Source organism: Roseateles chitinivorans, from assembly GCF_050632235.1.
Lineage (GTDB): Bacteria > Pseudomonadota > Gammaproteobacteria > Burkholderiales > Burkholderiaceae_C > Roseateles > Roseateles chitinivorans_A.
This window is the reverse complement of the sequence record NZ_CP192584.1, coordinates 3,409,631-3,430,751: the sequence shown is the minus strand read 5'-3', so window position 1 is coordinate 3,430,751 and position 21,121 is coordinate 3,409,631. Positions and strand designations below refer to the sequence as shown.

Sequence of the window (21,121 nt, the reverse complement as noted above, 5' to 3'; positions counted from 1 at the left end):
CCGCCATCTGGGGCGCCTCGTTCCTGTTCATGCGGGTGGCCGCGCCGGAGTTCGGCGCGGTGGCGACGGCGGCCGTGCGCGTCGCTGTTCCTGATCCCGCTGCTAGGCTTTCGCGAAGGCCTCGGCGACCTCCGGACCCACTGGAAGGGCCTGCTGCTGGTGGGCCTGCTGAACAGCGCCTTCCCGTTCGCGCTGTTCAGCTTCGCCGCGCTGTCGATCAACGCCGGCCTGTCGAGCATCCTCAACGCGACCACGCCGATGTGGGGCGCGCTGGTGGCCTGGGCCTGGTTCGGTCAGCGCCTGGACGGATCGCGCCTGCTGGGCCTGGCGCTGGGCTTCGCCGGCGTGGTCCTGCTGGCCTGGGACAAGGCCTCGTTCAAGCCCGGCGGCAGCGGTTTCGCGATCGTCGCCTGCCTGATCGCCGCGCTGAGCTACGGCATCGCCGCCAGCGCCACCAAGCGTTACCTCACGGGTGCCAGTCCGCTGGCCGTGGCCACCGGCAGCCAGTTCGCCGCCGCGCTGCTGCTGGCCGCGCCGGCCTGGTCGCTGCGCCCGGCCGAACTCCCCAGCGGTCATGCGTGGGGCGCGGTCGCCCTGCTCGCGCTGCTGTGCACCGGCATCGCCTACATCCTGTTCTTCCGGCTGATGAAGCGCGTCGGCCCGACCAACACGATCTCGGTGACCTTCCTGATCCCGGTCTTCGGACTGCTCTGGGGATGGATCTTCCTCGGCGAGACGCTGAGCGCCGGCATGGCCGCGGGCTGCCTCGTGGTACTGCTGGGCACCGCGCTGGCAGTGGGCGTGCTCAAGCTGCCTTCGACGACGCCTCCAGCGACGTCTTGAGGATCCGGTCCGACAGGCCCGGCGCGGCGCCCGCGCAGGCCCGGGCCAGGATCATCCCGCCGACCATCGTCGACAGCACGCCGATCGCGCGGGCCTCGTCCTCGGCGGTCGGCTCGTCGACGACAGTGCCGTCGGGCCGGTGCACGGCCAGTTCGCGCAGGTAGGCGGCGATGCCGGTGCTCATCGACTCGCGCAGCAGACCGCCCTCGCGCGCCGCGTCCACGCCCAGCGCGGCCATCGGGCATCCCGCGCCCGGCGTGTCGCGATGCGCGGCGCCGAAGTAGCGCTTGAGGAAGGGCTGGTAGTCGCCGTCGTGCTTCTCGAGCTGCGCACCCAGGCGCGCCAGCGAGACCTCGAAGGCCACGTCGCAGGCCTCGGCCGCGAGTTCCTCCTTCGACGCGAAGCGTCCGTAGAACCCGCCGTGCGTGAAGCCGGCTTCGCGGGAGATTTCCGCCAGCCCGACGCCGGCCACGCCACGCTCGCGATACAGCTTGGACGCCGCGTCCACCAGCGCCTTGCGGTTGGCGGCGGATTGCTCTTTGGTGACTTTCATGATGGTCACCATTGTAGGAACGCTGCCCGCCACGTCCGACGGCGGCGTGATGCCACGATTTTGAATAGGGTCATCATCAAATCTGCGGCGGGTGTCGGAAATCTCGATACGATGGCGGCCATCATTAAAACAAGCACCCCTGGAAGGATCCGCCCGCATGCTTGCCGCCGCCCTGTCCCGACGCCTGACCCACCGGGGTCTCCACTACAGCTGGGTGATCGCCGGGCTGACCTTCCTGACGATGCTCTTCATGTCGGCGGCGCTGGGCCTGCCCGGCGCGATGCTGCAGCCGCTGGCAAAGGAATTCGGCTGGTCCACCAGCCAGATCTCGTCGGCGCTGGCGCTGCGCTTCGCGCTGTTCGGGCTGATGGGGCCGTTCGCGGCGGTGCTGATGGAGCGCTTCGGCGTGCGGGCCGTGGTCAGCGTGGCGCTGGGGCTGGTCGGCGGCGGCATGCTGTTGGCCGGGCTGGTCACGCAGCTGTGGCACCTGGTCGTGCTGTGGGGCGTGGTGCTGGGACTGGGCAGCGGCATGACGGCGCTGGTGCTCGGCGCGATCGTGTCCAACCGCTGGTTCGCGACGCGCAAGGGCCTGATCATGGGCATCCTGACGGCAAGTGCCGCAACCGGCCAGCTGATCTGCCTGCCCATCGCCGCCTGGATGATCGAGCGCTGGGGCTGGCGCGCGCCGCTGCTGCCGCTGGCCGTGCTCTGCCTGGCGGTGATGAGCCTGGTGCTGCTGTTCATGCGCGACCGGCCGTCCGATGTGGGTCTCGCGCCCTATGGGGCCGATCCGGAGACGGCGGCGGCGCCGGCTGCGCCTGCGGCGAAGGTCACCTGGCTCACCCCGTTCACCGCGCTGCGTGAGGCGTCGACCCAGCCGACCTTCTGGCTGCTGTTCGGCACCTTCTTCATCTGCGGGCTGTCGACCAACGGGCTGGTGCAGACCCACTTCATCTCGCTGTGCGGCGACTACGGCCTGGCGGCGGTGCCCGCGGCCTCGGTGCTGGCGATGATGGGGATCTTCGACTTCATCGGCACGATCCTTTCGGGATGGCTGAGCGACCGCTACGACACCCGCAAGCTGCTGTGCTGGTACTACGCGCTGCGCGGGCTGTCGCTGCTGTGGCTGCCGAATGCAGAGTTCACGCTCTACGGGTTGTCGCTGTTCGCGGTGTTCTACGGATTGGACTGGATCGCGACGGTACCGCCGACGGTGCGGTTGACGGCGGAGCGATTCGGCGCGGCGAAGGTGGGGATGGTGTTCGGGTGGATCTTCGCCGGCCACCAGATCGGCGCGGCGGTGGCCGCCTACGGCGCGGGGCTGAGCCGAAGCCTGCTGCTGAGCTATGCGCCGGCGCTGTACGTCGCCGGCGCGGCCTGCCTGCTGGCCGCAGTCATGGCGATGGTGATCCGCCGGAAGACCGCCACCACTGCTTAGGGATTGAGCAGACGAGCGTCTTCGATCGCGTCCGGCGGCGCTGCCAGCAATGCCTGGAGTCCTTCCTCGTCGAGGACTGTCAGGCCCAGCTCGCGCGCCTTGTCGAGCTTGGAGCCCGCCTCCTCGCCCGCGATCACGTAGCTGGTCTTCTTCGACACCGAGCCGCTGACCTTGCCGCCGGCGGCCTCGATCAGTTCCTTGGCCTCGTCGCGCGACAGCGTCGGCAGCGTGCCGGTCAGCACCAGCGTCTTGCCGGCCAGCGGCTGCGGTCCGGCCGGCGCCGCGGCGGCGCCTTCCGATTGCGGGAAGGTGACGCCCGCGGCCATCAGCTGCTCGACGACCTCGCGGTTGTGCGCCTCGGCGAAGAACGCCGCGATGCTCTTCGCGACGATCGGTCCGACGTCCTTGACCGCGAGCAGCTGTTCCTCCGTCGCGCCCATCAGCGCGTCCAGGTTGCCGAAGTGCTTTGCCAGGTCCTTGGCCGTCGTCTCGCCCACCTGCCGGATCCCGAGCGCGAACAGGAAGCGCGCCATCGTCGTGTGCTTGCTCTTCTCGAGCGCGTCGATCAGGTTCAACGCGCTCCGGTCGCCCATGCGCTCCAGCGCGGTGAGCTTGGCCACGCCGAGCTTGTAGAGCCCCGGCAGGCTGGTGACGATGCCGCCGTCGACGAGCTGGTCGACGAGCTTGTCCCCCAACCCCTCGATGTCCATCGCGCGTCGGCCGGCGAAGTGCAGCATCGCCTGCTTGCGCTGCGCAGGGCAGAAGATGCCGCCGCTGCAGCGGTGGTCGATGCCGCCCCGCTCGCGCACGACGTCGCTGCCGCAGATCGGGCAGTGCGCGGGCATGCGGAAGTTGGGCACGTAGCTCGCGCGTGTCGTGTCGACCTTGCCGACGACCTCCGGGATCACGTCGCCAGCGCGCCGGATGATGACCTGGTCGCCGACGCGGATCCCCTTGCGACGCATCTCGAAGAGGTTGTGCAGCGTCGCGTTGCTGACCGTCGTGCCGCCGACGAAGACCGGCTCCAGCTTGGCCACCGGCGTCAGCTTGCCGGTGCGGCCGACCTGGATGTCGATGCGGTCGAGCTTGGTGACCTGCTCCTGCGCCGGGTACTTGTGCGCCACGGCCCAGCGCGGCTCGCGCGAGACGAAGCCCAGCCGCCGCTGCAGCTCGCGGCTGTTGACCTTGTAGACGACGCCGTCGATGTCGAAGGGCAACTCGTCGCGCTTCTCGCCGATCGAGCGATGGAAGGCCACCAGGCCCTCGGCACCGCGCACCACCGCGCGGTCCGCGTTGACCGGCAGGCCGTAGCTCTGCAGCGCGTCCAGCATCGCGCCGTGCGTGGCCGGGATCTCCCAGCCCTGCGTCTCGCCGATGCCGTAGGCGAAGAAGCTCAGCGGCCGCTGCCGCACCAGCGCCGGGTCCAGCTGCCGGATCGCGCCGGCCGCCGTGTTGCGCGGATTGACGAAGGTCTTCTCGTTCGCGGCGCGCTGGCGCTCGTTGAGCGCCTCGAAGTCGTCGCGGCGCATGTAGGCCTCGCCGCGAACTTCCAGCACCGCGGCCTTCGCCCCTTCGCCGGAGAGCTTCAGCGGGATCTGCTTGATCGTGCGCACGTTCTGCGTCACGTCCTCGCCGGTCTCGCCGTTGCCGCGGGTGGCGGCCTGCACCAGCACGCCGTGCTCGTAGCGCAGGCTGATCGCCAGGCCGTCGAACTTCAGCTCGGCCGCGTACTCGATCGGGGCGGCGTTCTCGCCCAGGTCCAGCTCGCGGCGCACGCGTGCGTCGAAGTTCTCGGCGCCGCTGGCCTCGGTGTCGGTCTCGGTGCGGATCGACAGCATCGGCACCACGTGCCTCACCGGATCGAAGCCCTCCAGCACCTGCCCGCCCACGCGCTGCGTCGGCGAGTCCGGCGTCAGCAGCTTCGGGAACGCGGCCTCGATCGCCTGCAGTTCCTGGAACAGCTTGTCGTACTCGGCGTCGGGCAGCGACGGCGCGTCGAGCACGTAGTACAGGTGGGCATGGTGATGCAGCACATCACGGAGTTCGGCGGCGCGCGCGGCGGCCTGTTCGGCGGAGAGGGAGGACACGGAAGAAGGCACAGTGGAAGGCACGAGAACGGACCTCGAGGGAGTCATGCGCGCATTGTGGCGCAGCCCCACAGGACCGCGCCCTGCGCCGGACTCAGTCTCCCAGGCCCAAGGCCCCGGATGCCCCTGATTCCCCGGACGGCGGGCCGCCCACCCGCGCGATCATGACCTGGTCGACGCGGTGGCTGTCGACGTCGACGACCTCGAAGCGCCAGCCGTGCCATTCGACGACGTCGGTGCGCTTGGGGATGCGGCGCAGCATCACCATCAGGAAGCCGGCCAGCGTGTCGTACTGGCCATGGTGCGGGAAGTCGTCCACACCCAGTGCGCGCTGCACGTCGGGGATGGGCGTGATGCCGTCGGCCAGGAAGCTGCCGTCGTCGCGGCGGATGATCTGCTGCTCCTCCTCGGCGGTGGACACCAGCGAGCCCATCACCGTGCTCATCACGTCGTTCAGCGTGATGACACCGACGACCAGCGAGTACTCGTTGACGATGACCGCGAAGTCCTCGTGCGCGTGCCGGAACTGCGTCAGCACCTCGGCCAGCGTGAGCCGGTCGGGCACGATGAGCACCTTCTTGACCAGCGCCGGCTCGGAGCGCAGCGAGATGACCTCGCCGCGCAGCACGCGCTGGAACAGGTCGGTCGCGTCGACGTAGCCGACCACCTGGTCGATCTCGCCCGCGCACACGAGGTAGGTCGAATGCGGCGAGTCCGCGATCCGCGTGCGGATCAGCGCCTCGTCGTCGTCGAGCGAGAAGTAGACGACGCGTTCTCGCGAGGTCATCGACGACTCGACGGTCCGGGTCTCGAGCTCGAAGACGTTCTCGATCACCTGCTGGTCGGCCGCCGAGACGACGCCCGCGCGCTGGCCCGCCGCGGCCAGGGCGAGGATGTCGTCGTGGGTGATCGTGTTGTCCGGGCTCATCGGCCGGCCGAGCAGCCGCAGCAGGCCGTCGGCGACGTGGTTCAGCGCCCAGGCGATCGGCCGCAGCACGATCGTGAGGAACAGCATCGGCCGGATCAGCGCCATCGCGACGCGCTCGGGCTCGTTCATCGACAGCCGCTTGGGCAGCAGGTCCGCCAGCACGACGAAGAGGATGGTGACGCTGGTGAACGACAGCGCGAAGGCGGCGCGCTGCGCGCTGTCGATGTCGATCAGCGGGCGCAGCAGCGACTCGAAGTGCGGCGTCAGCGCGCCCTCCCCGACCACGCCCGCCAGGATGGCCAGCGTGTTGACGCCGATCTGCACGACGGTGAAGTAGTAGCCGGGCTGTTCCTGGACCTTGAGCACCTGCGCGGCGCGGGGGTCGCCTTCATCGGCCAGCTGTCGCAGCTTCAGCCGCCGGGAGGCGGCCAGCGAGAGTTCCGCCATCGAGAAGAACGCGCTGGCGGAGATCAGCAGGATGATGAGCAGCAGGCTGGAACTCAAGGCGGCTTTCAGGAGGAAGAAGCCGCCCAGTGTACCGGGCGCCCCCGCGGCGCGGCCCGCACGCCGGGGCCGGCGTGACGCCCGCTGCCGCCCTCCGGCGGCCGGTGGACGGCGGGATGGCGGCGGGATGGCGGCGGTCCGGTGGCAGGAACGGAGCAGGCAGGGCCGATGCGGGTGCGCGGCTTGCTTGCCCCTCATAGACTTGCCCGAACCGGCCTCGACAAGGGAAATTCTGCCGATGCATGCCTTGCCCGCCGGCCCTGCCGGCCCGCCCAGCGACCCGCGCGACGACGCGCCCGGTCACGGAGCGCCGCTGCCGCGATCCGCCGCGCCGCGCCGCCGCCATTTCCTGGACGGCGGCGGCGAGATGGGCGAGCGCATGCGCGCGCTGGACTGGGCCGCCACGCCGCTCGGCCCGCCCGACGGCTGGCCGGCCGCGCTGAAGACGGTCGTGCGGATGATGCTGGACTCGCGCTACGCGATGTGGATGGCCTGGGGGTCCGAGATGACCTTCTTCTGCAATGACGCCTACCTGCCGACGCTGGGCCTGAAACGCGAATGGGCGCTCGGGGCGCCGTCCCAGCGCGTCTGGGCCGAGGTCTGGGACGCCGCCTACAGCCGCATCCGCCACGTGCAGACGACCGGCGAGGCCACCTGGGACGAGGCCCTGCTGCTGTTCCTGGAGCGCAGCGGCTTCGCCGAGGAGACCTATCACACCTTCTCCTACAGCCCGATCTACGACGACGAACTGCGCGTGGACGGCATGCTGTGCGTCGTCACCGAGGTGACGGACCGCGTGATCGGCGAGCGCCGCCTGCGCGTGCTGCGCGACCTCGCGGCGCGCACCGTGGGCGCGGACGAGACCGACGAATGCGCCCGGCGCGTGTGCGGCGTGGTGTCCGACTGGCCGCTGGACCTGCCGTTCGCGGCGCTGTACCTGAACGACCCCGGCGGCCAGGCCGCGCGGCGGATCTGCTTCAGCCTCCCCGAGGAGGCTGGCGCGGACGGCATGGCCGCGCCGTTCCCGGAGGCGCTCAGCCTGGTCGACCCCCGGACGGCTGGCCGCTGCAGGACCTGGCCGCCGGCGGCGCGGCCCGCGACCTGCCGGACCTGCAGGCGCTGGGCTTCACACGGATCTCGGGCCCCACGGCGGACACCAAGGCCGGGCAGTCGGCCGCATCGACCGTCGGACCGGTCGACGAGTCGCCGCCGCCGCCCTGGCCGGACGCGCTCAAGCGCGCGGTGCTGCTGCCGCTGCGCAGCGCGGGCAAGGACCTCGCCGGATTCCTCGTGCTGGGCGTCAGCCCCCGCCGGCCGCTGGACGAGGACTACCGCGCCTTCCTCAACCTGGTGGCGGGCCAGGTGTCGGCGGCGCTGGCCGACGCGTCCGCCTATGAGGCGGAGCGCCGCCGCGCGGAAGCGCTCACGACGCTCGACCGAGCGAAGACGGCCTTCTTCTCCAACATCAGCCACGAGTTCCGCACGCCGCTGACGCTGATGCTGGGCCCGCTCGAGGAACTGGTGACCGCGCCCCACCTGGACGGCGCGGCGCGGGACCGGCTGGCGTTGGTGCTGCGCAATGCCACGCGGCTGCAGCGGCTGGTGAACACGCTGCTGGACTTCTCGCGCATCGAGGCCGGCCGCGCGCAGGCGCGCTACGAGGCCTCCGACCTGGCGGCGCTGACGCGCGACCTCGCGAGCACCTTCCGGTCCGCGATGGAACGTGCCGGCCTGGGCTTCGAGGTCGACTGCGCACCGCTGGGCATGCACGCCTATGTCGACCGGGAGATGTGGGAAAAGATCGTCCTGAACCTGCTGTCCAACGCCTTCAAGTTCACGATGCGCGGCCAGATCACGGTGCGGCTGCGCGAGGCTGGACATGATCCGGCGCAGGCGGTGCTGGAGGTGGCCGACACCGGCACCGGGATCCCCGCGGACGAGTTGCCGAAGGTCTTCGAGCGCTTCCACCGCGTGGCCGGTGCCGAGGGCCGCACGCACGAAGGCTCGGGCATCGGCCTGGCGCTGGTGCAGGAGCTCGTGCGCCTGCACGGCGGACGGATCGAGGCGTCGAGCGTGCATGGCGCCGGATCGATCTTCCGCGTCCTGCTGCCGCTGGGGCACGAGCATCTGCCGCAGGAGCGGGTCGAGCGCCCGGCGCACGACCATCGACTGGACAGACCTCGCGGGCGCGGCGACACGTCGTCCGCGGCCCTCGCCCCGTCGCCGGCCGACACGACCGCCGCCCGCGCCTACGTCGAGGAGGCGCTGCGCTGGCTGCCCGCGCCGGAGCCGCTGCGCGATGGCTCGCCAGGCCGGACCGGCAACGGCGGTGTCCCTGCGGACGGCGTTCAGGGCACGGCCTGGCCGGCGGCCGACCAGCGCTTTGCCGCGACCTTCGGCGCGCGGGTCATCGTCGCCGACGACAACGCCGACATGCGCGCCTACCTGCGCGACCTGCTGTCGCCGTACTACGCGGTCGAACTCGCCGCGGACGGGCTGCAGGCGCTGGAGGCGGCGCGGCGCGACCCGCCGGACCTGCTGCTGAGCGACGTCATGATGCCCCGGCTGGACGGCCTGGCGCTGCTGGCGGCGATCCGCGTGGACCCGCGGCTCGGCGGCGTGCCGGTGGTGCTGCTGTCGGCGCGCGCCGGCGAGGAGGCCCGCATCGAGGGCCTGGACGCGGGCGCCGACGACTACATGATCAAGCCGTTCTCGTCGCGCGAACTGCTCGCGCGGCTGGGCGCGCTGCTGGAGCTGCGCCGGCTGCGGCAGTCGGTGGAAGCCGCCTTCCGGCTCCGGACCGAGCAGTTCGAGACCCTGCTCAACGAGGCGCCGATGGGCGTGTTCCTCGTCGGGCACGACGGCGAAGGGCTGCGGATGCGCGAGGCCAATCCGACGGCCCGCGCGACCTTCGGCAATCCCCCGGACCTGATCGGCGCGCGCTTCGACGCACTGCTGGAGCGGCAGTGGGGCCATCCGCTGTCCGACCAGATCGGGTCGCTGTTCCAGCGCACGCTGGAGACCGGCGACCCGTATCACACGCCCGAGTTCATCCAGGAACGCAGCGACCTCGGCATCACCGAGGCCTACGAGTGGCAGATCAGCCGCATCCCGCTGCCGGACGGCTCGCTGGGCGTCGTCTGCTATTACCGGGAGATTTCCGCGCCGGTGAAGGCGCGACGCCAGCTGGAGGCGGCGGACCGGCAGAAGGACCAGTTCCTGGCGATGCTCGCGCACGAGTTGCGCAATCCCATCGCGCCGATCCGCAGCGCCGGCGACGTGCTGTCGCGACTGGGTCTGCCCGACGAGCGCGCGACCAAGATGGTCGACATCATCCGCCGCCAGGCGACGACGCTGACCCGGCTGGTGGACGACCTGCTGGACGTCTCGCGGATCACGCAGGGCCGGGTGGAGCTGCAGCTCGGCCCGGTGCCGCTGACGGAGGTCCTGGCCCAGGCGGTGGAGACGGCCGAACCCTTGATGCGTGAGCGCCGTCATCACTTCACGGTGACGACGGGCGGGCAGCCGCTGCGCGTGCAGGGCGACCTGGCCCGGTTGGTGCAGTGCGTGGCCAACCTGCTCATGAACGCGGCGAAGTACACCGACCCGGAGGGGTGCATCGCGCTGGTCCTGTCCGCGGAGCCGTCCCCGTCCGGCGGCCCCGGCAGCGCGGTGATCCGGGTCAGCGACGACGGCATCGGCGTCCCGCACGCCCTGCAGGCGACGATGTTCGACCTCTTCGTCCAGGGCGATCGCGCGCTGGACCGCTCGCAGGGCGGCCTCGGCATCGGCCTGTCGCTGGTCAGGCAGCTGATCGGCATGCACGGCGGCAGCGTCTCCGTGCACAGCGAGGGCACCGGCTGCGGCGCGCGTTTCGAGCTCAGGCTCCCGCTGCTCGCGACCGAGCCGTCGCTCAGCGCAAGCCCAGCCGCTTGAGCCCCGCGGTCAAGGTCTGCCTCGACGTCCAGTAGTCCGCCCACGGGTCGACCTTCTGGAAACTCAGCCGGTCGCGCGCGTTGGCGAGCGTCCACTGGTCGCCGCGCTTCACGTCGCCGAGCTCGTCCCAGTCGATGGGCATCGAGACGCCGAGCCCGGGCCGCGCGCGGACCGAGAAGGCGCAGGCGGTGGTCTGCCCTTCCCCGTTTCGGAGGTAGTCCGGGAAGATCTTCCCGACGCGGTTCTTGGGCCCGCTCCTGGCGGAGAACTTCCTCGGGAAGGTCTCGGCCAGATGCTGCACGACGGCCTGGCTGAAGGCCTTCGCCGTCGCATGGTCGTGGCGCCGCGCCAGCGGGACCACCACATGCAGCCCCTTGCCGCCGCTGGTCTTGAGCCAGGACTGCAGGCCGAGTTCCTGGAGCAGCGCGCGCGTGATGCGCGCCGCGTCCACGACCGCCGCGAACCTGACGCCGTCGCCCGGATCCAGGTCGATGATGAAGCGGTCGGCGCGGTCGAGCTTGTCGTCCTGCGCGTTCCAGGTGTGGAACTCGATCGCGTTCATCTGCGTCATCTGCATCAGCGCGGCGGGATCGCGAAGGACGATGAGGTCGTCGCCCTCGACATGCTTCTGGAAGAACAGCGGCCCCTCGATGCCGTCCGGCGCGCGCACGATGGCCACGGGCCGCCGGCCCAGATGGGGCTGCATCCAGTCGATCACGCTCTCGTAGTAGCGGATCAGCTCGATCTTCGTGTGGCCCGTGGACGGGTCGATCACGCGTTCCGGATGAGTGATGCGCAGCTGCCCCGCGGCGGTCGGCGTCGATCCGTCCGCCGACCTGCCCGCGCGCTTGGCCGATGCCGTCGCGGGTTTCGAGAGTTTCGAGGGTTTCGAGGGTTTCGAGGGTTTCGAGGGTTTCGACATGTTGACCGACGAGGCCGCCTTCGGTGCCTTGACCTCATCGGCGGTCTTGGCCGACTCCCGTCCGACGTCCTTCGGCGCCTTGTCCTCGCGTTCGCCCTGGAACGACGCGTGACGCACGTGACCGTCCGGCGTCCATTCCGCGAAGGCGACCTCGACGATGAGCTTCGGCTTCACCCAGCGCGCGTCACCGCCCGAACGGCCGCTGAGGCGGGCCCAGTGGCTGCGGGCGATGGTGGCCTCGTCGAAGTGCGGGGTCTTGACCTCGAGCGCGGTCAGCCGCTTGTGCATCTCGCCGGCCAGCTTCATCGACCAGCCGGTGCCGACGCGCCCGGCATAACGCCATGCGCCGTCCTCGTAATAGCCGAGCAGCAGGCTGCCCAGCGCCTTCGCACCGTCCGACCGGTCCGTGAAGCCGACGACGACGAACTCCTGCCGCAGCTGGCATTTCAGCTTCACCCACGCATCGCTGCGGGCGGACACGTAGCCGCTGTCGGGCCGCTTCAGGATCAGTCCTTCGAGCCGCATCTGGCACGCGGCGGCGAGCATCTCCTCGGGCGGCACCGCGAAGTCCTCGCTGAAGCGCAGGCGTTCGCCTTCAGCGCCGTCCTCGTGACCCTCCACCAGGGCCCGCAGCACCGCGCGGCGGTGGATCAGCGGCACGTCGCGCAGGTCGTGGCCGTTCAGGAACGGCAGGTCGAAGAGGAAGTAGACGATGTCCTCGTGCCGCGTGCGCTTCGGGTGACCGATCGCGTGCTGCAGCAGGCTGAAGTCGGGCGCGCCATCGTCACGCAGCACGACGATCTCGCCGTCCAGCCAGCCGTTGTCGATGTCCAGGCCACCGATCGCCTCGGCGAGCGACGGCAGACGCGAGGTCCAGTCGTTGCCACCGCGCGTGATCAGTCGGACCTTGCCCTTGTCGACGCGGGCCATCAGCCGGTAGCCGTCGAACTTGGCTTCCGCGATCCAATCGCCGGGCGGCGTCGCGCTGACCAGCGTCGCGAGCTGAGGCGTGAGCTCGGCGGGCAGGCGCGCCTTCTTCGCACGGCTCAGGTCGGGCTCGGTTCCGGCATCGCCACCGGCGCGGCGACCGCGGCCTTTCTTGTCCGGGTGACCCGTTGACGCGGCGCCGGTCCCCGCTGCCGTCGCGGACGTCGGAGACTTGGCGGTCTTCGCGGGTTTGGCCTGCCGCCCCTCCGCCCACCCCAAGGGCTGCCGGATCACGCTGTCGGGCAGCTCGACGGTGACGTCGTAGTCCGCGTGCGGCCGCTCCAGCCCATCGTGCTTCTTGATCAGCAGCCACTGCTCGCGCTTCGACGCATCGCGCGAGGTGCGGATCAACTGCCACAACCCGGCGAGCTTCTGGCCGTTCAACCGGAACACGAGCTTGCCGCCGCGCAGCCCCTCGTGCGGATCGCCTTCAGGCGTCCAGGTGCCGTTGTCCCAGACGATCACCTCGCCGGCGCCGTACTGCTTCGGCGGGATCGTGCCCTCGAAGCCGCCGTAGGACAGCGGGTGGTCCTCGACATGGATCGCCATGCGGCGTTCCTTGGTGTCGTAGGATGGTCCCTTGGGAACGGCCCAGCTCAGCAGCACGCCGTCGAGCTCCAGCCGGAAGTCGTAGTGCAGGTGGCTGGCCCAGTGCTTCTGGATGACGAAGGACAGTGACTGCGTCGCCGCCTTGGCGGCGCGGCGCGGACGCTTCGTGCCGGTGGGGGACCGCGCGGCCGCGCGCGCCGGAGCGCCCGCGTCACCCGGCTCGTCCGGTTCGTCCGGCTCCGGCGTGATGCGGAAATCCCGCTTCTGCCGGTAGCGGGACAACGGGTCCTGGCGCGGGGCGGTCGGCATCGATGAACTCCGGAAGTCGGACAGCGGCGCCCGGGAGCGCTCAGGCCGCCTTCTTCTTCGACTTGCCGCCGAGACTGCGGCGCAGCAGTTCGGTCAGGTCCACGACGTTGCCGCCCTCGCCGGCGTCCTCGGGCGCAGCCTCGAGCGGAGTCACGGTCTGGGTCTCGCCCTCCTCGACCTTGCGCGCGATCAGGCCGCGGATCGCGGCGGTGAACTCGTCGTGGTAGTCCTCGGGATGCCAGTCGTTGCTCATCTCGTCGATCAGCTGGCGGGCCATCTGCAGCTCGGCCGCCTTGAAGCCGTGCGCGGACTTGCCCTCGGCGGGCAGGTTGAGGTCGTCGCAGGGCCTGATCTCGTTGGCCCAGCGCAGCATGCCGATCATCAGCGCCGGTCCCGCCGGCAGCAGCGCGGCGAGATGCTCCTTGCTGTGGATCACCAGCCGCGCGATCGCGATCAGCCCGGCATCGGCCATCGCCTCCCTCAGCAACGCGTAGACCTTGCCGGACTTGCCGACCGGCTCCAGGTAGTACGGCTTCTCCAGGTAGACGAAGGACACCTGGGTGGCGGGGACGAAGGTCTCGATCTCGATCGTCTGCGTCGTGGTCGGATAGGCCTTGCGGATCTCGTCGTCGGAGACCAGCACGTAGTCGCCGTTCTCCTGTTTCACGCCCTTGACGACGTGCGTCTTGTCGATGTCCTTGCCGGTGCGCTTGTTGATGCGCTTGTAGCCGACCGGGTCCATGGTGCGCTTGTCGAGCCAGTCGAAGTCGACGCGCTGGTCGCGCGAGGCGGGGTACAGCGCGACCGGCACGTGCAGCAGGCCGAAGCTGATCGCGCCCTTCCAGATCGCGCGCCGCGCGGCGGGCGCGTCGTCGCTGTCGCCGCGGGCCGAGGCGGGATGGGTCGCCTTGCTCCGGGACTTGTCCCGGGACTTGCCGTGCGAGACGCGATCGGCATTGGACGCGCGCTTGCGGCTCGCGCCGGGCGCGCTGCGGCTGGCGGTGCGCGGCGGCGCCTTGCGGACGCCGCGGGAGGACGTGGAGGCGGTTCTGCTCGGCATGGAAACCTCGACGGCGGATGCGATGGAAGCCTGCCATCGGCAAATCGCGCGCCTGTGGCTGCCGCCGGCAGCGGGCATCCGGCTTGCTCCGTCCTGGGGATGGAAACACCGCCGTTGCGAGGCCACCATGTCGCCGGAAGCCCCTGCCATGCTGCTTGTCCGCCCAGCGCCCGCCCTCCCCGATCCGGACTCGAGTTCGAGACCGCGGATGGTGGCTGAGCGGCGATTCGCGGATCGACGCGATGCGGGCCGGCAACTGGTGGCCCGACTGGCGCCCTATGCGCACCGTGACGATGTGACCGTGCTCGCCCTGCCGCGGGGCGGCGTCCCGGTGGGTGCTGAAATCGCGCGAGCGTTGGAGGCTCCGCTGGACGTCCTGGTCGTTCGCAAGCTGGGCCTGCCCGGACAACCCGAATACGCGATGGGCGCTATCGCCTCGGGTGACGTGCGCGTGCTCAACACGCAGGTCCTGCAGCAACTGGCGATCAGCTATTCGGCGATCGAGATCGTGACCCGCGCGGAGGTTCGCGAGCTGCATCGGCGCGAGAAGCTCTACCGCGGCAACCGGCCGGCACCGGCGGTCGAGGGCCGGCAGGTCATCCTCGTGGACGATGGCATGGCGACGGGCGCGTCGATGCGCGCGGGCGTCCAGGCACTGCGGGAGATGCGACCGGCGAAGATCGTCGTGGCGGTGCCGGTGTCTTCCCCGGAGACCTGCCACCTGATCACGCAGGATGCCGACGAGGTCCTCTGCGCCCACACGCCGGAGCGCTTCCGCTCGGTCGGGCAGTGGTATGAGCGCTTCGAGCAGACGACGGATGAGGAGGTGCGGCGCCTGTTGGCGGCTGCATCGGAACGCGTCGCGACGGCGAAGGTCTGAGCGTCCGTCGATCCCGCCGGCCGGAACGGACAACGGGCACCTCGCGGTGCCCGTTGCTCGTTGTGCCCGTCGCTCGTTCGACAGCGTGCCTGCCAATCAGCTGAACAAGCGTCTCGCCACCGGGCTGCCCGCGGCGAGATCGCGCGCGGCCAGGGACTTGTAGAGCTCCGACAGTTCCTGCCCGATCGACTGGAACGCATGCAGGTTCAGGATCTGGTTGCGGTCGTCGCAGACGTCGGCCTCGAAGTCCCGCGCCAGGTTGCGTGCCGACTCCTGCCAGGTCGCGAACGGCTCCAGCGCCTCCGGCGTCTGCAGCACGTCCAGCGACAGCGTCAGTTCCCGCAGCGACGAGGCCTGCGGATCTTCCGCCAGCGCCGCCTGCGCATCGAAGACCAGCGTCAGCAGCGGCGGCGAGCCGTCCTCGGCCGCCGGCATCACGAGCCGGCCGGGAATCGATCCCGGCACGAAGCCGTGCCGCAACGCGCCTTGCTGCACGAAGCCGAGCGTCCACGCCGCACCGCGCGCCTTCAGCACGATGGCCAGTTGCGCGTCGTGACTGGCCGCGAACTGGTCGAGCTCGCGCGCCCGGCCCACGACGTCCAGCATGTCCGGGAACTCCGGCATCGCGCCGATGCCGTCCGCGAAGCCCTGGATCTTCTGCACGAACTCCGAGTACTCGATCTCGTTGAGCGCCCCGCTCCGGTTGGCCATCTGCAGGCCGGCCTGGAACTCGCCGTAGCGCTGGCCCGGATGCGGCAGTTCCCACTCGCCGCTGTCCGTGTTGAGGCCTTCGATATGGAAGGGCTTGGTGCCGGCGCGCCGGCTGCCCGGCAGGTGCGACAGCGCCATCTCACCGCTCACCGGCGACTCCGGCGTCATCGTCGCGATGGCATCGATCAGCGCGTCGATCCGCGTCGACGCCTTGCGCACCCGCGCCATCGCCGGCACACGCTCGTCCAGCGTGCGCAGGTCCATCGTGCGGGAGTCCACCGCCTCTCCCTCGGCCGAGCCGTCCAGCGTGACCGGCGACTGGCCCGCCGCAGCGGCGCCGGCCCCCAGGCTCGGCTCCTGGCGGTCGCCCGCCGGCACGATCGGCTCGGCGCGCCGCGGGCCCGCCTTGCGCGCGCTCCACCAGCCCTGCGCCAGCAGCCCCACCAGCACCACGCCGCCCAGCGCGGCCAACAGCGTCGTCAGGTTCCAGTCCGTCGTCATCGCGTCTTTGCTCCTGCGGTCCCGCGCAGATCACGCGTCGCGGGCACCGTCGTCATTCTCATTGCTCGGCCATCGCCAGCGCGGATTCCATGTCCACCGCCACGATGCGGGACACGCCCTGCTCCTGCATCGTCACGCCGATCAGCTGCTTGGCCATCTCCATCGCGATCTTGTTGTGCGAGATGAACAGGAACTGCGTGATCTTGCTCATCTCCGACACCAGCCGCGCATAGCGCTCGGTGTTGGCGTCGTCCAGCGGCGCGTCCACCTCGTCCAGCAGGCAGAACGGCGCCGGGTTCAGCTGGAAGATCGCGAACACCAGCGCGATCGCCGTCAGCGCCTTCTCGCCGCCCGACAACAGGTGGATGGTCGAGTTCTTCTTGCCCGGCGGCTGCGCCATCACCTGCACGCCGGCGTCCAGGATCTCGTCGCCGGTCATGACCAGCTTGGCCTGGCCGCCGCCGAACAGGCTGGGGAACATGCGCCCGAAGTGTTCGTTGACCTGGGTGAAGGTCGAGCCCAGCAGGTCGCGCGTCTCCAGGTCGATCTTGTGGATCGCGTCCTCCAGCGTTGTGATCGCGCTGGTGAGGTCGGCCATCTGCGAGTCGAGGAAGGTCTTGCGCTCGCGCGCCGCGCCCAGTTCGTCCAGCGCCGCGAGGTTGACCGCGCCCAGCGCCGCGATGTCGCGGGTGATGCGGTCGATCTCGCCCTGCAGGCCGTAGAGCTTGACGCCGCCCTCCTCGACGCTCTTGGCGAGCGCCTCCAGGTCGACGTTCTGCGCCACCAGCTGTTCCATGAACTGCTGGCCGCCCAGCGCCGCCGCCTGCTCGTCGAGCTGCAGCTTGGTGATGCGCTCGCGCAGCGGTTCAAGCGCGCGCTCGATCGTCATGCGCTGTTCCTCGCTGCGCTTGAGGCGCAGGCTGAGGTCGTCGTAGTTGGCGCGGACGACGGCCAGCGCCTGCTCACGCTCCATCCTCAGCGCCAGCGCGTCCTCCAGGCCGGCCTGCGCGGCGGCATCGTCGAGCTCGGCGCGCTCCTGCGCCATGCTCTGCACCGTCTGCTCGTTGACCTGCACCTGCTGGCGCGAGGTCTCGATGGCGCGCTGCAGCTCGCCGCGCTTGGCCGCCAGCGCCCGGGCGCTGAAGACGGCTTCCTGCGCGCGTCGCTCCAGCACGCGCTGGTGCTCGCGGGCCTCGGTCAGCTTGCGTTCCGCGGTGATCACCGACTCGTCGAGTTCGGCGTGTTTCTCCTGCGTCGTCGCGAGCTGCTGGTCCAGCTCCTCGAAGCGGGCCTCGCCCTCCATGCGGCGTTCCATCAGCGCTTCGTTCTGCGCATCGATCTCGCCGAGTTCGTCGTCCAGCTGCGTGCGGCGCGCGACGGCGGCCTCGGTCTGCTGCGCCAGGCGCAGCAGCTCGACCTGCAGCTGATGCGCGCGGCCCTGGGTCTCCGACGCCTCGCGGCGCACCACCGCCAGCCGCTGCGACACGTCCGTGTAGACGGCCTCGGCCCGGACGGCCTGGGTGCGCGACTCGTCGGCGATCAGGGTCTGCGCGCGCTGTTCGCGCTCGAGGTTCTCGATTTCCTGCGCGCGCGCCAGCAGGCCGGCGGTCTCACTGTCCGGCGCGTAGAAGCTCACCGCGAACTGGCTCACCGCATGGCCGTCGCGGGTCATGATGAGTTCGCCGTGGCTCAGCTTCGGCCGCTGCGCCAGCGCATCGCCGATGGACTCCGCCGTGTAGATGCCCTCCAGCCAGTCGTTCAACAGCGCCTTCAGGCCGTTGGAGTCGAGCTTGAGCAGATCGCTCAGCGGCGAGAGGACTCGGTGGGTGTTGACGATCTCGCCGCTGGGCAGCGAATAGAACGCCAGCCGCGCCGGCGGCGGGTCGGAGGCGAAGGCCTGCACCGTCTCCAGCCGGCCCACCGACAGCGCGCCCATGCGCTCGCGCATCGCGGCCTCGAGGGCGTTCTCCCAGCCCGGCGTGATGTGCAGCTGCGTCCACAGGCCCTTGATGTCCTGCAGGCCGTGCTTGGCCAGCCAGGGCTTGAGCTTGCCCTCGGTCTGCACCTTCTCCTGCAGCGCGCGCAGCGCGGTCAGCCGGGCGACGATGTCGGTCAGCTTCGCGGCCTGCTGCTGCGATTCGCGCTGCGCGTGCTGACGCGCCTCGTCTGCGGCGGGCGCAGCTTCGGCGAGTTCCGCCAGACGCGCATCGGCCACGGCCTGCTGCTCGTCGGCGGCGACCGACAGGCGCTTCACCTCGTCGAGCTTGTCGTGCTGCGGCGCGGCCAAGCCCTGGCGCTCCTGTCCGAGGCGCTCGCGTCGGCCTCGCAGGCCCTTGAGCTGTTCGTCGACGCTGCGGCTCTCCGCGGCCAGCACCTGGATCTGCTGCTGGACCTGTGTGACCTGCGTGCGCTGCTCGTTGGCACGCGCCTGCGCGGCGCGCACCTGGTCCTCGACCTCGGGCAGCTTCATCGCCTGTTCTTCGGCCTGGGCGGCGAGGATCTCGCTCTGCTCCTCGGCCTGGGCGATCTGGGTGGCGACGTCCTCGAGTTCCGCCTGCGCCTGCTCGGCGCGGTCCTGCCACTGCTGGTTCTGCGCCTGCAGCTCGATCAGGCGCTGCTCCAGCCGCTGGCGGCCTTCGACGACGTAGCGGATGCGCTCCTCGAGGCGGCTGACCTCCATCTGCGCCTCGGCCATGCGGCCCTGCGCGGCATGCAGCTCGTCGCCGGCGCCATAGTGGGCCTGGCGGATGGTCTCCAGCTCGGCTTCGAGGTGGCGCAGCTCGGCCATCTTGGCCTCGAGCGCGTTGACCGCTTCGGCGTGCTCGGTCTTCACCCGCGTGGCCTCGCCGGCCGCGTCGCGGTGCTTCAGGAACCACAGCTGGTGCAGCTTCAGCGTGCCCTGCTCCTGCAGGTTGCGGTAGTTCGCGGCGACCTCGGCCTGGCGCTCCAGCTTCTCGAGGTTGTTGTTGAGCTCGCGGAGGATGTCCTCGACGCGGGTCAGGTTCTCGCGCGTGTCGCGCAGCCGGAGTTCCGTCTCGCGTCTGCGCTCCTTGTACTTGGAGACGCCGGCGGCCTCCTCGAGGAACATGCGCAGTTCCTCGGGCTTGGATTCGATGATCCGGCTGATCGTGCCCTGGCCGATGATGGCGTAGGCGCGCGGGCCCAGGCCGGTGCCCAGGAACACGTCCTGCACGTCGCGCCGGCGCACCGGCTGGTTGTTGATGAAGTAGCTGCTGGTGCCGTCGCGGGTCAGCACGCGCTTGACGGCGATCTCGGTGAACTGGTTCCACTGGCCGCCGGCGCGGGCGCTGGCGTTGTCGAACACCAGTTCCACGCTGGAGCGGCTGGCCGGCTTGCGGTTGCCCGAGCCGTTGAAGATCACGTCCTGCATGGATTCGCCGCGCAGTTCGCTGGCCTTGCTTTCGCCCAGCACCCAGCGCACCGCGTCCATGATGTTGGACTTGCCGCAGCCGTTGGGGCCGACCACGCCGACCAGCTGCCCGGGCAGCTGGAAGGTCGTCGGATCGGCAAAGGACTTGAAGCCCGAGAGCTTGATCGAGTTCAGTCGCATCGGGTGGGATCACCGGCCAACAGCGGCCCTCACGTGATCTAAGCCTTTGATTTGATTGTGGAAACGCCCCTTCACGGGGCGCTCGATTCGCGGCGGATGATACCATCGCGCCCTTCGCATTCCGGCCGCCGCCGCCCTCTGAAGCAGCGACCCGGCCGCCACCCGCATTCATCTCCCGCCCATGGCCAAGACCACCTCCGCCAAGCCGGCCGCGCCGGCTGCCGTTTCCTCCTCCACCGCCAAGACGGCCAAGGCCCCGAAGGCGTCCAAGGCGCTGAAGTTCGTCGAGCCGATCAAGGCCGGCAAGTCGACGAAGGCGGCCAAGGCCGACACGGCCGTGCCGCCCAAGATGCGCGACATGCCGCCCAATCCGCCGAGCCGCCCGAGCAAGGAGATCCACGTCTTCCCCAACCCGGCGCCGGAACGCGACTACGTCATCCAGTTCCAGATCCCCGAGTTCACCTGCCACTGCCCGCTGACCGGCCAGCCGGACTTCGCGCACTTCACGATCGACATGATCGCGGACCAGTACTGCGTCGAGCTCAAGAGCCTGAAGATGTACTTCTGGAGCTACCGCGACGAAGGCGCATTCCACGAGAAGGTGACCAACACCATCCTCGAGGACATCGTGAAGGTCACCAACCCGCGCTTCATCCGCATCACCGCCAAGTGGTACGTGCGCGGCGGCATCTACACGAACGTCGTGACCGAGCACCGCAAGAAGGGCTGGAAGCCGCTGCCCGCGGTGGACCTGCCCGCGCACGGCTTCGAGACCGGCCTGCTGCGCTGAGCGGCACGCACACCGGATGGCCCTGGCCTACGACACGGACACGCAGTTCGTCGCGGTCGCGCTCAAGCGCAGCCGCATCGACGGCTACGGCGTGTTCGCTGCCGAGGCCATCTCCGCCGGCACGCGGCTCGGGCTGCTGACCGGCGAATCGATCACCGTCGCCGAGGCCCGGCGCCGCGCGCAGGAGAGCCAGCGGCTGATGCTGGTGGAGCTGTCGCCGGCGCGGGCGATCGACGCGAGCCGCTCGCAGGATGCGATGCGGTTCACCAACCACAGCTGCTTGCCGAACGCCCGCATCCAGGTCGAGGACGGCGAGATCAGCTTCTTCGCGCTGCGCGACCTGACTCCCGGCGACGAGATCACCGTCGACTACGGCCTCACGCACCACGAGGGACGCCTGGCCTGCCGCTGCGGCGCGCCGGGCTGCCGAGGCTCGCTTTGAAAGCTCGCCGCAGTCCTCGGCCGCCAAACCGTTGAAGTACGGCACTGGTCGGGGACGGTGAGGCATGGGGTTTCGGACCTTGCGTCCGGGGCCCCATGCCTCGGCGGCCG

General features: G+C 70.3%; 14 protein-coding genes. 7 read left to right on the top strand and 7 right to left on the bottom strand.

Annotated features, from left to right (window positions below; genetic code table 11):
- The first annotated feature begins 84 nt into the window (after positions 1-84).
- On the top strand, positions 85-843 hold the full coding sequence (locus ACQ859_RS15695) for a DMT family transporter (protein ID WP_431266566.1): 759 nt from the start codon (positions 85-87) through the stop codon (positions 841-843).
- Here the strand turns inward: ACQ859_RS15695 and ACQ859_RS15690 are convergent.
- Positions 806-1,396 carry a TetR/AcrR family transcriptional regulator gene (locus ACQ859_RS15690; RefSeq protein ID WP_431261723.1) on the bottom strand — a complete coding sequence of 197 codons (591 nt, stop codon included), beginning with the start codon at positions 1,394-1,396 and terminating at the stop codon, positions 806-808. The two genes, ACQ859_RS15695 and ACQ859_RS15690, sit on opposite strands and share 38 nt — an antisense overlap.
- A gap of 157 nt (positions 1,397-1,553) precedes the next feature.
- On the opposite strand from ACQ859_RS15690, the gene ACQ859_RS15685 reads away from it, so the two are divergent.
- Positions 1,554-2,834 (top strand): MFS transporter, encoded by a 1,281-nt coding sequence (locus ACQ859_RS15685; RefSeq protein WP_431261722.1) that lies wholly within the window; start codon positions 1,554-1,556, stop codon positions 2,832-2,834.
- On the opposite strand, the gene ligA is transcribed toward ACQ859_RS15685, so the two are convergent.
- Both ligA and ACQ859_RS15675 read right to left on the bottom strand, forming a co-directional pair.
- Positions 2,831-4,969 carry an NAD-dependent DNA ligase LigA gene (ligA, locus tag ACQ859_RS15680; protein WP_431261721.1) on the bottom strand — a complete coding sequence of 713 codons (2,139 nt, stop codon included), beginning with the start codon at positions 4,967-4,969 and terminating at the stop codon, positions 2,831-2,833. The genes ACQ859_RS15685 and ligA overlap by 4 nt on opposite strands.
- A gap of 46 nt (positions 4,970-5,015) precedes the next feature.
- Entirely contained in the window at positions 5,016-6,353 is a 1,338-nt protein-coding gene (locus tag ACQ859_RS15675) for a hemolysin family protein (protein ID WP_431261720.1), read from the bottom strand.
- A 238-nt stretch (positions 6,354-6,591) separates the two neighbouring features.
- On the opposite strand from ACQ859_RS15675, the gene ACQ859_RS15670 reads away from it, so the two are divergent.
- Both ACQ859_RS15670 and ACQ859_RS15665 read left to right on the top strand, forming a co-directional pair.
- Positions 6,592-7,845, top strand: a complete 1,254-nt coding sequence (locus ACQ859_RS15670) for a hypothetical protein (RefSeq protein WP_431261719.1) — start codon at positions 6,592-6,594, stop codon at positions 7,843-7,845.
- 5 nt (positions 7,846-7,850) lie between these two features.
- Positions 7,851-10,289, top strand: a complete 2,439-nt coding sequence (locus ACQ859_RS15665; protein WP_431266565.1) for an ATP-binding protein — start codon at positions 7,851-7,853, stop codon at positions 10,287-10,289.
- On the opposite strand, the gene ligD is transcribed toward ACQ859_RS15665, so the two are convergent.
- Positions 10,267-13,056, bottom strand: coding sequence for a DNA ligase D (ligD, locus tag ACQ859_RS15660; protein ID WP_431261718.1), 2,790 nt, complete (start codon positions 13,054-13,056; stop codon positions 10,267-10,269). The genes ACQ859_RS15665 and ligD overlap by 23 nt on opposite strands.
- Positions 13,057-13,096: 40 nt before the next feature.
- Positions 13,097-14,116 (bottom strand): Ku protein, encoded by a 1,020-nt coding sequence (locus ACQ859_RS15655; protein ID WP_431261717.1) that lies wholly within the window; start codon positions 14,114-14,116, stop codon positions 13,097-13,099.
- Between the two features lie 208 nt (positions 14,117-14,324).
- Between ACQ859_RS15655 and ACQ859_RS15650 the strand changes: the two genes are divergently transcribed.
- Positions 14,325-14,996 (top strand): phosphoribosyltransferase, encoded by a 672-nt coding sequence (locus ACQ859_RS15650; protein ID WP_431266564.1) that lies wholly within the window; start codon positions 14,325-14,327, stop codon positions 14,994-14,996.
- A 96-nt stretch (positions 14,997-15,092) separates the two neighbouring features.
- Here ACQ859_RS15650 and ACQ859_RS15645 read toward each other — a convergent pair whose 3' ends face one another.
- Together ACQ859_RS15645 and smc are read right to left on the bottom strand one after the other, a co-directional pair.
- Positions 15,093-16,208, bottom strand: a complete 1,116-nt coding sequence (locus ACQ859_RS15645) for a cell division protein FtsZ (RefSeq protein WP_431261716.1) — start codon at positions 16,206-16,208, stop codon at positions 15,093-15,095.
- Between the two features lie 58 nt (positions 16,209-16,266).
- Entirely contained in the window at positions 16,267-19,779 is a 3,513-nt protein-coding gene (gene smc / locus ACQ859_RS15640; protein ID WP_431261715.1) for a chromosome segregation protein SMC, read from the bottom strand.
- Positions 19,780-20,137: 358 nt separating this feature from the next.
- Here smc and queF point away from each other — a divergent pair, with 358 nt between their 5' ends.
- Both queF and ACQ859_RS15630 read left to right on the top strand, forming a co-directional pair.
- Complete coding sequence (queF, locus tag ACQ859_RS15635; RefSeq protein ID WP_067281975.1) at positions 20,138-20,569, top strand: preQ(1) synthase; 432 nt, start codon at positions 20,138-20,140, stop codon at positions 20,567-20,569.
- Positions 20,570-20,585: 16 nt separating this feature from the next.
- Positions 20,586-21,011, top strand: a complete 426-nt coding sequence (locus ACQ859_RS15630; protein WP_431261714.1) for an SET domain-containing protein — start codon at positions 20,586-20,588, stop codon at positions 21,009-21,011.
- The last annotated feature ends 110 nt before the right edge of the window (positions 21,012-21,121 follow it).